Raw genomic sequence first — 13,169 nt, 5'->3', positions numbered from 1 at the left:
CGCGCATGGCGACCTGTGACGTCTGCGGCAACGAGTACTGGATGGCCTTCGAGGTCCGCACAGTGGGCGGTGGTGTGCACACGTTCGACAGCTTCGAGTGCGCGATCCAGCGCCTCGCCCCGCGCTGCGAGCACTGCGACTGCCGGGTGATCGGGCACGGCGTGGAGGTGGAGGGCCGGTTCTTCTGCTGCGCCCACTGCGCGCGGTCGGCGTCCTCCGACCTCGGGGCGCAGATCCGCGACACCGTCGGCGCGCACCCCGGTTAGGTCTCCGCTTGTCCGGCTGCGTTGGCGTGCATGAAGCTCAACGCCGGCTCGATGGCGGGCAACGGACCGGGCACGCGACATCACACCGTGACGCCCAAGGCCGGGTCACGGTGCGAGTGCGGCTGTAGGAACCCTTACCGGGCAAGCGATGCCAGGCGGCGGGGCTCCAGGAACGCGGCCAGCAGGTACGCGGCACCACCGAGCACCGCCAGCACCCCGAAGAACCCGGCGCCGGGCACGAACAGCGCCGCCGCGGCGACCAGGGCGAGCCACGTCCCGAGGTTGTGGTGCAGGGCGTTGCCGCGGACGGCGCCCTCGGCGAGGTAGATCAGGCCGACCACGATGGTCGAGCCCGCGGGCCAGAGCACGGCCTGCAGCTCCGGGCGGTCGAACACGGTGGTCAGGCCGGTGATCGCGAGGGCGAGCGCGGTGAACCCGACGATCCAGGCCGCGCCGACGAGTTTCTCCGCTCGTCGCCGTGCGGGGGCGGCGGCGCGCTGGGCCCGCAGCGCCGCGGTCGTGGCGAGCACCGTGGCGACGAGCATGCCGGCGGCGAGGAACGCGACCGGCAGCCACGACGGCAGCACCACGACCGGGTCGACGCCCCTGGACAGGGCCGCGCTGCCGTGGCCGAGGACGTAGGCGGTGGCGAAGCCCAGGTAGGCGGGGCGGTTGTCGATCTCGGTGGCGGGGACGACGGCGGTGGAGCGGATCGTGGTGGCGTTCACGGCAGGACCTCCTGGAAGTCAGATGAGCGAGGTGATGAGGCGTGGTGCGAGGACGGCGAACCGGGGTGAGCGCCGGGTCGTGGCGCGCTGGTCGGCGAGGCCGTGCAGCCCCAGCCACAGCACCAGGGCGTCGGCCGCGGGTTCGGTGCGGCGGGGGTCGGCGAGCACTCGGGTGAACAGGCGCAGCGCCGGTCCGGAGAGGTCCGCCGCACCGAACATCACGCGGTAGCGGTGCGGGTGCGCCACGGCGAAGTCGAGGTAGGCGAGGCCGGCCGAGCAGGCGTCGGCCGCGCCGAGCACCGCGGTTTCGAGCTCGCGGAACGACTCGTGGCACACGGCCAGCAGGATCGCCGGCGGATCGGGGAAGTGCGGGTAGATCGACGAGGTGGGCAGGCCCGCCTCGCGGGACACGGCGCGCAGCGTCACCGCGTGCCTCCGGTCGACCAGGGCGGTCGCCGCCGCCACGATGGTCTCGCGGCAGCCGGGCCTGGTCACGGTTGCGGGACGATGACGACCTTGCCGAGGACGGTGCGCGACTCGGCGAGCGCCAGCGCGGCGGCCGCGTCGGTCAACGGGACGCGCGCGGCGATCTGCGGGGTGAGCGCACCGCTGCCGACCAGGCGCAGCACCTGCGTGAGGTCCTCGCTCAAGCGGGCGCGGAACGCCGCGGTGCGGAACCGCTTGCCCGCCCAGAAGTTGTAGAAGCCCGCGCGCTTGCCGTTGGGCAGCGCGTTCCACACCAGCAGCCGCGCGAACAGCTTGAGCACCGGCACCATGCCGCTGCCCGGCTCGTCCTTCGTCGCCGCAGAACCGTAGTTGACCAGCGCGCCACCGCGGCGCAGCAGCTTCCAGGACTCCGCCAGGCCCGCGCCGCCGACGTGGTCGAACACCGCGTCGACACCGCCGGGGGCGAGCGCGCGGATGCGGTCGTACACCTCCGGGTCGCGGTAGTCGACCACCTCGGCGGCACCGAGCTCGCGCACCGCGTCGTGGTGGCGGGCGGAGGCCGTGCCGATCACCCTGATGCCGGCGTGCTTCGCCAGCTGCACCAGCGTCGAGCCGACGCCGCCGTTAGCACCGAGCACGACGATCGTGCCGCCGCGCTCCACCTTGGCGGTGCGGTACAGCATCTGCCACGCCGTGACGCCGTTGACCAGCACGGTCTCGGCGGCGGCGGAGTCGATGCCGTCCGGCACCGGCACGAGGTCGGCCGCGGCCACGGTCAGGTGGCTGGCCCAGCCGCCGACCTTGGTGACGGCGGCGTACCGGCGGCCCTTCATCAGCGGGTCCACACCGGGCCCGGTCGCGACCACCGTGCCGACGACGTCGTAGCCGGGCACGAACGGGAACGCGGGCTGGTCGTAGTACTTGCCCAGGCGCATCTGCTGCTCGGCGAACGAGACGCCGGTCGCCTCCATGCGCACGACCGCCTGGCCCGCACCCGGTGCCGGCAGGTCGCGGACCCGCACGTGCAGGCCGTCGGGCTCGACCACGCCGGGCAGGACGACCTCGGTGGCGCGGGTGGTGGCGGTGGTGGCGTTCATGTCGGTGTCTCCTCGGGTCGTTGTACTTACGGTTATAAGCTAACGACCGTAAGTAAACGAGCGCAAGGCCTAACACTCATAAACTTTCACGTGTATGGTTACGAGCGTGACGAACACCGGGTCGGCAACCCCCGCACGCAGGCGAAACCGTCGTGGCGAAGGGGGGAAGCTGCGCGAGGAGATCATCGCGGCGGCCGTCGAGATCCTCGACGAGGGCGGCGACGAACGCGCGGTCACGCTGCGGTCGGTCGCGCGCAAGGCGGGGATCGCGGCACCGTCGATCTACCCGCACTTCGCCGACCAGCCGTCGATCATGCTGGCCGTGGTCAGGCAGGAGATGGACCGGCTCGCCGTCGCCCTGCGCGAGGCGGACGAGCAGGCAGGCCCGGACCCGCGCGCGCGGCTGTTCGCCGTCTGCAACGCCTACCTGGACCTGTCCCGGGAGCACCCGCAGCGCTACCGGATCATGTTCGGCGGCCTGTGGACGCCGTCGGTCGACGACGCGTCGATCACCGACGACGACCTGGAGTCACTGGGCGCGGAGGCGCTCGCGGTGCTCGCCGACGTGCTCGGCGCGTGCGTGGAGGCCGGGATCGCGCACGGCAGCGACGACCTCTACGGCGACGCGGTGGCGTTGTGGCTCGGGCTCCACGGCCTTGCGCACCAACGTGCCGTGGTGCGCAAGATGCCGGGACCGGAGGACGTGGCGGAGCGCCTGATCACGGCGCTCGCGCATCTCAGGTAGGCACGTCTCAGGTGGGCGCGTCTCAGGGAGCTTCGAAGAGCGTCGACACCGACTCGCCGACGTTGATCCGGCGCATGGCCTCCGCCAGCGCCGGAGCGATCGACAGCACCTGCAGCTTGGGCACCTTCTTGTCCTCGGGGATCGGCACCGTGTTGGTGGCGACGATCTCCAGCACGTCGTCGAAGGCTTGGAGCCGTTCCAACGCGCCCGACGAGAACAGGCCGTGCGTGCAGGCGACCCTGATCGTCCCGACGCCGCGCTCGCGCAGTTTGTCCAGCAGCTCGATCACGGTCGAGCCCTTGGCGATCTCGTCGTCCAGCACGATCACGTCGCGGCCGGCCACGTCGCCGATGACCGTGGAGATCTGCACCTCGTCGTCGGCGAAGCGCTGCTTGGCACCGGCGGCCACGGGCACGCCGAGGATGCGGGCGAAGTGCGCCGCTTCCTTGGCGTTGCCCAGGTCCGGCGAGACGACGACGGTGTTGGACAGGTCGTTGCGGGTGAAGTGCGCCGCCAGCTCCCGCAACGCGTGCAGGTGGTCGACGGGCACCGAGAAGAAGCCGTGCACCTGCGGCGAGTGCAACGTCATCGCGAGCACCCGCGAGGCACCGGCGGCGACCATCAGGTCGGCGACCAGGCGACCGCCGATCGAGATCCGCGGCGCGTCCTTCTTGTCCGACCGCGCATACGCGTAGTGCGGCAGCACCACGGTCGTGCGCGCGGCGGAGGCACCGCGGGCGGCGTCCAGCATCAGCAGCAGTTCCACCAGGTGTTCCTGCACCGGCGGCACGAGCGGCTGGATCAGGAACACGTCCCGTTCCCGGCAGTTCGCCTGCAGCTGCACCTCCAGGCAGTCGTTGGCGAAGCGGGTGACGCGGCTGGGGGAGAGGTCGACGCCGAGGTGACGGCAGATCTCGGCGGCGAGTTCGGGATGAGCGGTACCGGTGAAGACAGCGATGTCGCGCACGTGCGCAAACCCTAGTCGACCACCAGCACCAGCTTGCCGTTCTGGAAGAACGGCGTGAGGTTGCCCCGTGTGTCGACCGTGTGGGTTCCGCGCGGCAGCACGGCTTCTATGGCCGTGAACGCGAGGATGTCCGACACGCCGTGACGGCCGCGCAGCGAGCGTTGGCCCTGAAAACGCAGAGCGCGCCCCTCACGCCGGTATTGGTGCGCCTCGGCGGCAGCCGACGCGCCCGCGCGTAATGCCTCCGGGCCCACCAGCCGTCCGGACGACGCACTGCGCACGGCAACGCCGAAGCCCTGCTGGACCAGCGTGTCCACCTCGATGTCGGACGGGGGCTGCGGTACGAGGAAGGACATCGCGTGGTGGCCCTCGACCTCGTGGACGACGACCGTGCGCGCGGTCGTCAGCAACGTGTCGTGCAGCTCCAGCGCGATCTTCTCTGCTTCCCAGCGGTTTTCGTAACCGGCGTCGATGCCGACGAAGGTGCTGGTCACCTGACCTCCACGAAGATCGGGTTGGTGTGGCACCACAGGTCCTCCCACGGGTTCGCGGCTCCCGGAGTGTCCGCCTGCGGTTCGAACGCGCCGCGGTTGCCGTCGGTTCCGCGCAGTCTGAGGTGGAAAGGCTTCCGGACGTTGCGGAACGTGTGCGTGAAGACCGCATGGTGCCAGCGCGGCTCGAAGGATCGCTCGACGTTCACATGTGGCGTGGACAACGTTTCAGAAGTCGTTCGGCCGGTAACCGCGCCCTGGACGAGATCAAGCCTACGCATCCCGGACCCGCAGCCGGCACTGTTCGGCGAGGTTGCCAGACGCACCGTGACCAACACCCTCCACGCAACCGGCCGGGGTCCGTGGAGGCTAGACCGTTCGGATGAGGCGGAGGTGGCCGCCGGGTGGACTGCCGGCGAACGTCAGATCGGCAGCAGGTCGATCCAGTCCAGGAACGGCAACGCGCCCGTGGCCTGCAACGCGGCCAGTCCCAGCCACAGCGACAGACCCGTCACGATCGGCCCGACGACCGCCATCTCGACCACGCCGCCGGTCTTCATCCGCATGATCTTCGGCGGCGCCACCGGGTACCAGGTCTTGCCCATGATCGGCACCGGCCACAGGATCGGGCAGCCCTGCTCGGTGATCGCGTCCCCGACGTAGTGCGCGAAGCACCCGACGCCGACCGCGATGCCGGCCGCCGCCGCGGACGCGTTCGTCTGCGCCGTCCACGCGATCATCGCCCACGTGATCCCCGCGGACACCGCCGTGATCAGCAACGCGTCCTGCTTGGGGCACCAGTCGTTCATGATGCCGCGCACCGCGAGACCGGCGAACACGAACATGAGCACCGGCAGCGCCCACTTCTGGCTGTTCTGCACGACAGCGGTGGTGAACACGGCCGCGAACAACGCGAAGACGAGCGTGTGGGTCAGGCCGCGGTGGCCGCCGTCGCGCTTGGAGTCCTTCTTCGTCCTCGTGGTCCGGTAGACGAAGCCGCTCAGCATGTTGATGCCGGCGGACAGGCCGCCGCTCAGCGCGCCGAACGTGCGCGAGATGGTCGAGCCGGGGTGGTCGAGGTCGGGCAGCAACGCCGCACCGGTCGCCAGCACGGCCCCCACCGCCCAGCTCTGCGGGGACAGCTGGCCGATCGGGTGAGCGGAAGCGAACGCGGTGACGGCGGACCAGGCAAGCAGGCCGCTCATCGCGTGTGTTGGCCCAGTGGACACCGACGCCCCTCCTGAAGATCACCCGACAGTGTGAACAGTAGTCGCAGGTATCACGCGGTCGGTCGTGAACTCCATATCTGCGGACAACTGATCACTCGATGAAGGACGTGTGGACATGACGCAGGTTTGGCTCATCACCGGCAGCTCCCGCGGTCTCGGCCGCAAGACCGCGGAGGCCGTGCTCGCCGCCGGGCACCGGCTCGTCGCCACCGCGCGCAACCCCCGCGACCTCGACGACCTCGTCTCCCGGCACGGTGACCGGGTCCGGGCTGTCGCGCTCGACGTGCGCGACGCCGATCAGGCCAGACGGGCGGTGGAGACCGCGGTGGCGGAGTTCGGCCGGCTCGACGTGGTGCTGAACAACGCCGGCTCCGGGCACGTGACCTCGATCGAGCAGTGCTCGGACGCCGACTTCCGCGAGCAGCTGGAGGTCAACCTCTTCGGCGTCGTCAACGTCACCCGCGCCGCACTGCCGGTGCTGCGGGGGCAGCGGTCCGGCCACTTCCTGATGACCGGCTCGACGGCGGGGCACGTGGCGTTCGGCGGCGGGCTCGGCCCGTACGTGACGGCCAAGTTCGCCCTGCGCGGCTTCTCCGAGTCGCTGGCGGCGGAGACCGCGCCGTTCGGCGTGAAGGTCACCCTGCTGGAGCTCGGCGGCTTCCAGACCGACTGGACGGGCCCGTCCCTGGTGGTGACCGAGCCGTCGGAGGACTACGTTCCGTCTGTCGGGGTACTGCTGGGCATGGTTCGCGGCGCGGACGGCAACATGCCGGGTGACCCGGCCGAGGCGGCGAGGGTCATGCTCGACGTGGTAGCCATGGACGAGCCGCCGCTGCGTCTGCTGCTGGGCAGTGACGCGGTGGAACTGGTCCGCCTGGCGGACCAGGCACGAACTGCGGAAATCGACAAGTGGGAGCACGTGAGCCGCTCGACCGACCGCAACCCCGAACCGGTGTAACCAGGGTCGCAGGCGCGTCGGAGCGGTTTACCAGTACGCTTGTCTTGCTTGCATCGTCGCGAGAGGAGCGCCCGGAGTTATGGGCAAGATCAAGGTTCAGGGCACCGTCGTCGAGCTCGACGGCGACGAGATGACCCGGATCATCTGGCAGTTCATCAAGGACAAGCTGATCCACCCGTACCTGGACGTCACCCTGGAGTACTACGACCTGGGCATCGAGCACCGGGACGCCACCGACGACCAGGTCACGATCGACGCCGCGAACGCCATCAAGAAGCACGGCGTCGGCGTCAAGTGCGCCACGATCACGCCGGACGAGGCGCGGGTCGAGGAGTTCGGCCTGAAGAAGATGTGGGTCTCGCCGAACGGCACGATCCGCAACATCCTCGGCGGTGTCGTCTTCCGCGAGCCGATCATCATCTCGAACGTGCCGCGCCTGGTCCCCGGCTGGACGAAGCCGATCATCATCGGCCGTCACGCCCACGGCGACCAGTACAAGGCCACCAACTTCAAGGTGCCCGGCGCCGGCAAGCTCACGATCACGTTCCAGCCGGAGGACGGCTCGGACCCGATCGAGCACGTCGTCACCGAGTTCCCGGCGGAGGGCGGTGTGGCGATGGGCATGTACAACTACAACAAGTCCATCGAGGACTTCGCCCGCGCCTCGTTCTCCTACGGCCTGCAGCGGGGCTACCCCGTCTACATGTCCACGAAGAACACGATCCTGAAGGCCTACGACGGCCAGTTCAAGGACATCTTCCAGCGCGTGTTCGACGAGGAGTTCAAGGCGGAGTTCGACGCCAAGGGCCTCACCTACGAGCACCGCCTCATCGACGACATGGTCGCCGCGGCCATGAAGTGGGAGGGCGGCTACGTCTGGGCGTGCAAGAACTACGACGGTGACGTCCAGTCCGACACGGTCGCGCAGGGCTTCGGCTCGCTCGGCCTGATGACGTCGGTCCTGATGACGCCGGACGGCAAGACCGTCGAGGCCGAGGCCGCCCACGGCACGGTCACCCGCCACTTCCGCCAGCACCAGGCCGGCAAGCCCACCTCCACGAACCCGATCGCCTCGATCTTCGCGTGGACCCGTGGCCTGATGCACCGCGGCAAGCTGGACGAGACCCCCGAGGTCATCCGCTTCGCCGAGGCGCTCGAGTCGGTCGTCATCGAGACCGTCGAGTCCGGTCAGATGACCAAGGACCTGGCCCTGTTGATCAGCAAGGACCAGGAGTGGCTGACCACCGAGGACTTCCTCGCCGCCCTGGACGAGAACCTCAAGAAGAAGATGGCGTCGTTCTGACGTTCGCCTGAACGGTTCGTCGAAGGCCACCCCGGTCACGCCGGGGTGGCCTTCTTCGTTCCCGCGTCACCCGGTCGGTTCCTCTTGCGGGTGGTTGCCGCGCCGGGCCGTCCGGCGCATCCTCCCAGCCGCTATATCTGCTGATCGAAGGCAGTGCGGTGCGCGGGAGGCGACGATGCTGGGTGTTCCGGTCCGGGGCATGATCGTGATTGGCGTGCTCGGCGTCGCCGGGGTGATGTACGTCGCGAACGGCGGCAAGCCGATGGGCACCGACAAGGCCGACCAGGTCTGCAAGATCACGGTGACCGCGGACATCCTCAACGTCCGCTCCGGTCCCGGCGACATGCAGCCGATCGTCTCCACGATGCCCCGCGACGCCGTGACCGACGCCTCCGACCGCGTCGAGAACGGTTACCGCATGCTGAGCGACCGCCGCTGGGTCAACGGACAGTTCGTGGCGCTGACGAGCGACTCCACCTGCAGGTAGGCCCGGCTGGCACACTGGTGCCATGCTGCGCAACATGTTCCGGTGGGGCCGGGCGAAGTCCACGACCCGGTGCACCTGCACGCCGGAGTGGCAGGGCCTCTACACCGAGCTGGACGGCCAGCGCCAACTCGCGCTGCCCCGTGACGAGATGGCCACCCTCGTCGGCTACCTCGACCTGCGCGCCCACTGCGCCGGCTGCGGCGCCGAGTACCCGCACGCCTGGGGCCTGGCCTCCCAGTAGGCTCCCCGGTCGTGCTCACGGTCTCCACGGTCAACGTCAACGGTCTGCGCGCCGCCGCCAAGAAGGGCTACCTGGAGTGGCTCGCGTCCTCCTCGGCGGACGTGGTGTGCCTGCAGGAGGTCCGCGCGGAACCGGGTGACCTCGCAGCCGAGCTGCACACCCCTCCCGGTTGGTACGCCGTGTACGCCCCGTCGTCCCTGAAGGGCCGCGCGGGCGTGGGCGTGCTCTCGCGCGTTGAACCGTCATCGATCCGCGTGGGCTTCGGCGACGCGGAGTTCGAGTCGAGCGGCCGCTACGTGGAGGTCGAGCTGCCCGGCGTCGTCGTCGCGTCCCTGTACCTGCCCTCCGGTGACGTCGGCACCGAGCGCCAGGAGGAGAAGGACCGCTTCATGGCGTCCTTCCTGCCGTACCTGGTGTCGCTGCGGGAGAAGGCCGCCGTGTCGGGCCGTGAGGTGCTCGTGTGCGGGGACTGGAACATCGCGCACCAGCAGGCCGACCTGAAGAACTGGCGGACCAACCAGAAGGAGTCCGGGTTCCTGCCGTACGAGCGGGAGTGGATGTCCTCGGTGTTCGCCTCCGGGTACAACGACGTGGTGCGCGCGCTGCACCCCGATGTCGTCGGGCCGTACTCGTGGTGGTCGTACCGCGGGAAGGCCTTCGACAACGACTCCGGCTGGCGCATCGACTACCAGGTGGCGACGGACGGGCTGGCTGGGCGGGCGGTGTCCGCGGTGGTGGAGCGGGCGGCCACCTACGCGGAACGCTGGTCCGACCACGCCCCGGTGACGGTGACGTTCGACTGGTCCAGGTCGTAAGGGACAGACATGGGCGCTCTGTGGCTGCGTTCATCGGCGCGGTAGCGGCTCTGGTGGTTGCTTGGACGACACAAGCCCTCACCAGCCAGCGTGAGACAGGACGCGATCAGCTCAAATGAGCTCAAGAGCGCCAACAACGTGCGTTCAACAGTCAGAAGGCGGCTTTGTCGGCGTCCCTGACGGCGCTGCACAAATGGCATAGCGGGCTGACCGCCGTGAACGTCTGCCTCGGTGATCCGTACGAGCGGAAAGCAGACGTGAAGGGTCTCGCCGAACTTGAGCTAGAAGCTGGACACACGTACGCGGAAGCGCGGTTGCTTCGCAGTGACGCTGTGGTCAAGGCGGCCTCTGCGGCACTCGATCACCTTGACCGGATGAACTACAAGCTCCGCATTGCTGTAGAGCAGTTCAGGACAATCTTGTACACGAGAGCAGCATCAAGGCGAGCCTCCACGGCAGTGCGATGGACTACGTCGCCAAGGCCTGCCGTGACGAGTTGGAACGTCTCGCCACTGAACCTGTTGTTCCTCCTGGAGAATCCCGTGAACGGCTGCGCCTGCCGTGGCGGAAGTCTGACTAGCCCTTGATGGCGCGAGACAACGTCACGTACACCCCGAGGTGTCCGGGACTGAGGGCTTCAAAGCTCCACCCCTGCTGAACATGACTGTTGATCGTCTTGGTGAGAAGTTCCTGCATGGTGTTGCCAAGCGGCACGTTGTTCCCTTGGAACACAACCAAATACTCACGCATGGAACACCTCTTCTGTCGTCAGGTAAGGGTTCCGGCTGGGCTGGGGACTCAGCCAGGGGACCAAGTTCTGGGTGCTGACAGGGGCCGGACACGTGACCCGACGACAACTCTGCCACGGCCGAAGCCCCCTCCTGGTCAGACCCGTCAGCGGTTGTGGAGAACACCAGGCATCCGCTGGCGCATCGACTACCGGGTGGCGACGGACGGGCTGGCCGGGCGGGCGGTGTCCGCGGTGTTGGAGCGGGCGGCCACCTATGAGGAGCGGTGGTCGGACCACGCTCCGGTGACCGTCGTGTACTCGGGCTGATCGCAGACTGCGGATCAGGCACAATCGTGCCCAGGAGGTGACGAGGGTGCACGAGGTCGTGGCCGCCAAGCTGACCGAGATCGAGGATCTGTGCCGGACGCTGGGCGTCCGCCGGCTCGACGTGTTCGGGTCGGCGGTCGGGGAGTCGTTCGACGTGGAGTCGAGTGACGTGGACATCCTCGTGGAGTTCGACGTCACCGACAGGTTCGACCACTTCGGCAGCTACTTCGCGCTGAAGGAGGGGTTGGAGCGGATCCTCGACCGGCCCGTCGACCTGGTGGTCGGCGCCGGCATCCGCAACCCGTACTTCCACCAGCAGGTGATGGACACCAAGGAAACCCTGTGTGCGGCGTGATCCTCGCGCGTACCTGTGGGACGCGTTGCGCGCCACTGAGCTGCTGGCCGAGTTCAGCGGCGGCAAGTCGTTCGCGGACTACGTCTCCTTGGAAGAGCACCTGCGCCAGTTGTCGGCCGGCTTGAGCTGACCGGCGTCACCCGGTTCACGTCCCAGCACCGCACCGCCGCACGGCCGGTCACCCGTTCCGCCGTCCGACCCAGCCCATCCGGCCTTTATCGCTCCCGTCACCCGACCGCCCGCTCGATTCAGCCCGCCCGTTCCCCGAACATGAGCACGATTCACCATCGATGAATCGGGGCGGGCATGACGGGTTTCAACCGGCGCAACTTCCTGCTGGCCATGGGTGTGGGCGCCGCGGGCGTGCCACTGCTCGACCTGGACGCGCAAGCGATTGCGAGCACCGCGGGCACCACGCTCGACACCACCGCCGCACCCATCGGCACCAGCGGCTACCGCAGGCTCCAGGCGGGACCGGGCTGGCCGGTGGTCGTCCGCGGCGACCTGGTCGCGGCCAAGCCCGGCCGGGAGGCGCGGCGCCAGGCGCTCGCCAGCTTCGTGCAGTTCAGCGACATGCACATCTGCGACGCGCAGAGCCCGCTGCGGTTCGAGTACCTGCACCCGGTCATGGGGTCCAGCGCGCACCGGCCGCAGGAGACGCTCACCGCGCAGGGCTCGACGGCACTCGTCAAGCGCGTCAACGCGGTCCAGCGAGGTCCCGTCACCGGGCGGAGGTTCGACTTCCTCATGACCACCGGCGACAACACCGACAACCACGAGCACGTCGAGCTCGACTGGTTCCTCACGGTCCTCAACGGCGGCCGGATCACGCCCAACACCGGCGACAGCCGGTACGAGGGCGTGCAGAACGCGGCGATCAGCACGTTCTGGCAGCCGGACCTGTCCGGCACCGACGACTACAAGGCCAAGGGCTTCCCGCAGCTCCCGGGACTGCTCGACGCGGCCACCAGGACGTTCACCAGCCCCGGCCTCGACATCCCCTGGTACGCCACGATCGGCAACCACGACGACAGCGTGGTCGGGGCGTTGCCGGACGGGCTGCTCGACGGCTGGTACACCGGGCGCAAGAAGATCGTCGGGTTCGGTGACCCCGTGCAGAACGCGAAGGTCGCGCAGGCGTTCCACGACCCCGCCGCCGTCCCCGAGGCGATGGCCATCCTCGCGAGTGGTGGGGTCGTCAGGACCGTGACGCCCGATGACCGGCGCAGGCTGTTCACCACCGGCGAGTATGTGCGCAAGCATCTGCCGACGGGCGGTCACGGTTACACGGACGCCAACGCGGACGGGGTGGACGTCTTCTACACGTTCCGGATGGCGCCGGGGGTGACCGGCATCAGCATGGACACCACGAACCTCGCCGGGTTCTCCACCGGCTCGATCGGGCTGCACCAGCTCAACTGGATCGAGCGGACCCTCCGGCGCAACAGCTCGCTCTACTACGACTGGCTCGGGCTGCCGCAGCGGCAGAACGTCACCGACGAGCTGTTCGTGCTGTTCAGCCACCACACCAGCCAGACGATGGGCAACGTCCTGCCCGACCGCAGGCGGCCGCTCGACCCGCGGATGAACGGTGACGCGCTCGTGAACCTGCTGCACCGGTTCCCGAACGTGCTGGCGTGGGTCAACGGGCACACGCACCGCAACGTGATCACGCCGCACCGGCACGACACCCCGGGCAGGGGCTTCTGGGAGATCAACACCGCGGCGCACGTCGACTACCCGCAGCACGCCCGCGTCATCGAGGTGGCCGACAACGGTGACGGCACGTTGTCGCTGTTCACGACGTTGCTCGAAGCCGATGCGCCCTATCAGGTCGACTACGACGACCGCAGCGACGAAGCCCTCGCCAGCCTGTGCCGCGAGCTCACCTACAACGACCTCCACTCGCGGACGGACCCGCTGGGCACGCCGCTGGACCGGAACACCGAACTGCTCGTCTCGGTGCGCTGACGAGTGGGATGT

The 13,169-nt window shown here is 69.0% G+C and carries 18 protein-coding genes and 1 pseudogene; 11 read left to right on the top strand and 8 right to left on the bottom strand.

All coding sequences use genetic code 11. From position 1 onward, the window contains the following. Window positions 1-5: 5 nt before the first annotated feature. Window positions 6-266 (top strand): Prokaryotic metallothionein, encoded by a 261-nt coding sequence (locus ACZ7CD_RS00415; protein WP_065916091.1) that lies wholly within the window; start codon window positions 6-8, stop codon window positions 264-266. Between the two features lie 134 nt (window positions 267-400). Here the strand turns inward: ACZ7CD_RS00415 and ACZ7CD_RS00410 are convergent, their stop codons facing one another. From ACZ7CD_RS00410 to ACZ7CD_RS00400, 3 genes are read right to left on the bottom strand one after another with little or no spacing between them, the layout of a single operon-like run. After that, window positions 401-994 (bottom strand): ABC transporter permease, encoded by a 594-nt coding sequence (locus ACZ7CD_RS00410; RefSeq protein ID WP_470378087.1) that lies wholly within the window; start codon window positions 992-994, stop codon window positions 401-403. 18 nt (window positions 995-1,012) lie between these two features. Further along, on the bottom strand, window positions 1,013-1,489 hold the full coding sequence (locus ACZ7CD_RS00405) for a TetR/AcrR family transcriptional regulator (RefSeq protein WP_458430241.1): 477 nt from the start codon (window positions 1,487-1,489) through the stop codon (window positions 1,013-1,015). Then, a complete protein-coding gene (locus tag ACZ7CD_RS00400) occupies window positions 1,486-2,538 on the bottom strand; it encodes a medium chain dehydrogenase/reductase family protein (RefSeq protein WP_458430242.1) in 1,053 nt (350 codons plus the stop codon). Before ACZ7CD_RS00400 ends, ACZ7CD_RS00405 begins: the two co-directional genes overlap by 4 nt. 106 nt (window positions 2,539-2,644) lie before the next feature. Between ACZ7CD_RS00400 and ACZ7CD_RS00395 the strand changes: the two genes are divergently transcribed. Beyond that, complete coding sequence (locus ACZ7CD_RS00395; protein WP_360395939.1) at window positions 2,645-3,283, top strand: TetR/AcrR family transcriptional regulator; 639 nt, start codon at window positions 2,645-2,647, stop codon at window positions 3,281-3,283. Between the two features lie 22 nt (window positions 3,284-3,305). Here the strand turns inward: ACZ7CD_RS00395 and ACZ7CD_RS00390 are convergent, their stop codons facing one another. The 4 genes from ACZ7CD_RS00390 to ACZ7CD_RS00375 form a co-directional block, all read right to left on the bottom strand. Further along, window positions 3,306-4,250 (bottom strand): ribose-phosphate diphosphokinase, encoded by a 945-nt coding sequence (locus tag ACZ7CD_RS00390; RefSeq protein ID WP_470370078.1) that lies wholly within the window; start codon window positions 4,248-4,250, stop codon window positions 3,306-3,308. An 11-nt stretch (window positions 4,251-4,261) separates the two neighbouring features. Continuing rightward, on the bottom strand, window positions 4,262-4,744 hold the full coding sequence (locus ACZ7CD_RS00385; RefSeq protein WP_360395942.1) for a hypothetical protein: 483 nt from the start codon (window positions 4,742-4,744) through the stop codon (window positions 4,262-4,264). Next, window positions 4,741-5,067, bottom strand: a complete 327-nt coding sequence (locus ACZ7CD_RS00380) for a hypothetical protein (protein ID WP_470378086.1) — start codon at window positions 5,065-5,067, stop codon at window positions 4,741-4,743. Before ACZ7CD_RS00380 ends, ACZ7CD_RS00385 begins: the two co-directional genes overlap by 4 nt. Before the next feature lie 96 nt (window positions 5,068-5,163). Continuing rightward, entirely contained in the window at window positions 5,164-5,970 is an 807-nt protein-coding gene (locus tag ACZ7CD_RS00375; RefSeq protein ID WP_360395945.1) for a metal-dependent hydrolase, read from the bottom strand. Between the two features lie 115 nt (window positions 5,971-6,085). Between ACZ7CD_RS00375 and ACZ7CD_RS00370 the strand changes: the two genes are divergently transcribed. The 5 genes from ACZ7CD_RS00370 (at window position 6,086) to ACZ7CD_RS00350 (ending at window position 9,774) form a co-directional block, all read left to right on the top strand. Beyond that, on the top strand, window positions 6,086-6,928 hold the full coding sequence (locus ACZ7CD_RS00370) for an SDR family NAD(P)-dependent oxidoreductase (RefSeq protein WP_470378085.1): 843 nt from the start codon (window positions 6,086-6,088) through the stop codon (window positions 6,926-6,928). Window positions 6,929-7,007: 79 nt separating this feature from the next. Next, the gene (locus ACZ7CD_RS00365; RefSeq protein ID WP_458430243.1) at window positions 7,008-8,231 is read left to right on the top strand and encodes an NADP-dependent isocitrate dehydrogenase; all 1,224 of its coding nucleotides are present in this window, start codon (window positions 7,008-7,010) and stop codon (window positions 8,229-8,231) included. A gap of 199 nt (window positions 8,232-8,430) precedes the next feature. Next, the gene (locus ACZ7CD_RS00360; protein WP_360395950.1) at window positions 8,431-8,718 is read left to right on the top strand and encodes an SH3 domain-containing protein; all 288 of its coding nucleotides are present in this window, start codon (window positions 8,431-8,433) and stop codon (window positions 8,716-8,718) included. Between the two features lie 22 nt (window positions 8,719-8,740). Beyond that, window positions 8,741-8,959, top strand: coding sequence for a hypothetical protein (locus ACZ7CD_RS00355; protein ID WP_360395951.1), 219 nt, complete (start codon window positions 8,741-8,743; stop codon window positions 8,957-8,959). A gap of 11 nt (window positions 8,960-8,970) precedes the next feature. Then, window positions 8,971-9,774: an exodeoxyribonuclease III gene (locus ACZ7CD_RS00350; RefSeq protein WP_470378084.1), complete on the top strand. Its 804-nt coding sequence runs from the start codon at window positions 8,971-8,973 to the stop codon at window positions 9,772-9,774. 576 nt (window positions 9,775-10,350) lie between these two features. On the opposite strand, the gene ACZ7CD_RS00345 is transcribed toward ACZ7CD_RS00350, so the two are convergent. Beyond that, window positions 10,351-10,524, bottom strand: a complete 174-nt coding sequence (locus ACZ7CD_RS00345; protein WP_470378083.1) for a hypothetical protein — start codon at window positions 10,522-10,524, stop codon at window positions 10,351-10,353. A gap of 175 nt (window positions 10,525-10,699) precedes the next feature. Between ACZ7CD_RS00345 and ACZ7CD_RS00340 the strand changes: the two are divergent. From ACZ7CD_RS00340 to ACZ7CD_RS00325, 4 genes and pseudogenes are all read left to right on the top strand, one after another. Next, window positions 10,700-10,831 (top strand): annotated as a pseudogene (locus ACZ7CD_RS00340) (exodeoxyribonuclease III); the annotation flags it as partial. Window positions 10,832-10,877: 46 nt separating this feature from the next. Beyond that, window positions 10,878-11,186, top strand: a complete 309-nt coding sequence (locus ACZ7CD_RS00335; RefSeq protein ID WP_470378082.1) for a nucleotidyltransferase family protein — start codon at window positions 10,878-10,880, stop codon at window positions 11,184-11,186. Continuing rightward, a complete protein-coding gene (locus ACZ7CD_RS00330; RefSeq protein WP_470378081.1) occupies window positions 11,176-11,316 on the top strand; it encodes a hypothetical protein in 141 nt (46 codons plus the stop codon). Before ACZ7CD_RS00335 ends, ACZ7CD_RS00330 begins: the two co-directional genes overlap by 11 nt. A 176-nt stretch (window positions 11,317-11,492) precedes the next feature. Continuing rightward, window positions 11,493-13,157, top strand: coding sequence for a TIGR03767 family metallophosphoesterase (locus ACZ7CD_RS00325; RefSeq protein ID WP_458430247.1), 1,665 nt, complete (start codon window positions 11,493-11,495; stop codon window positions 13,155-13,157). Window positions 13,158-13,169: the final 12 nt, after the last annotated feature.

Source organism: Lentzea sp. NPDC036949, assembly GCF_055608075.1.
The sequence above is the reverse complement of the archived record's forward strand: the minus strand, read 5'-3'. Positions and strand labels throughout refer to the sequence as shown.

Bases quoted from the DNA above. Each gene is read 5' to 3' on its own strand.
- ACZ7CD_RS00415 (WP_065916091.1), top strand. From the start codon at position 6: ATGGCGACCTGTGACGTCTGCGGCAACGAGTACTGGATGGCCTTCGAG.
- ACZ7CD_RS00400 (WP_458430242.1), bottom strand. From the start codon at position 2,538: ATGAACGCCACCACCGCCACCACCCGCGCCACCGAGGTCGTCCTGCCC.
- ACZ7CD_RS00370 (WP_470378085.1), top strand. From the start codon at position 6,086: ATGACGCAGGTTTGGCTCATCACCGGCAGCTCCCGCGGTCTCGGCCGC.
- ACZ7CD_RS00365 (WP_458430243.1), top strand. From the start codon at position 7,008: ATGGGCAAGATCAAGGTTCAGGGCACCGTCGTCGAGCTCGACGGCGAC.
- ACZ7CD_RS00360 (WP_360395950.1), top strand. From the start codon at position 8,431: ATGATCGTGATTGGCGTGCTCGGCGTCGCCGGGGTGATGTACGTCGCG.
- ACZ7CD_RS00355 (WP_360395951.1), top strand. From the start codon at position 8,741: ATGCTGCGCAACATGTTCCGGTGGGGCCGGGCGAAGTCCACGACCCGG.
- ACZ7CD_RS00345 (WP_470378083.1), bottom strand. From the start codon at position 10,524: ATGCGTGAGTATTTGGTTGTGTTCCAAGGGAACAACGTGCCGCTTGGC.
- ACZ7CD_RS00325 (WP_458430247.1), top strand. From the start codon at position 11,493: ATGACGGGTTTCAACCGGCGCAACTTCCTGCTGGCCATGGGTGTGGGC.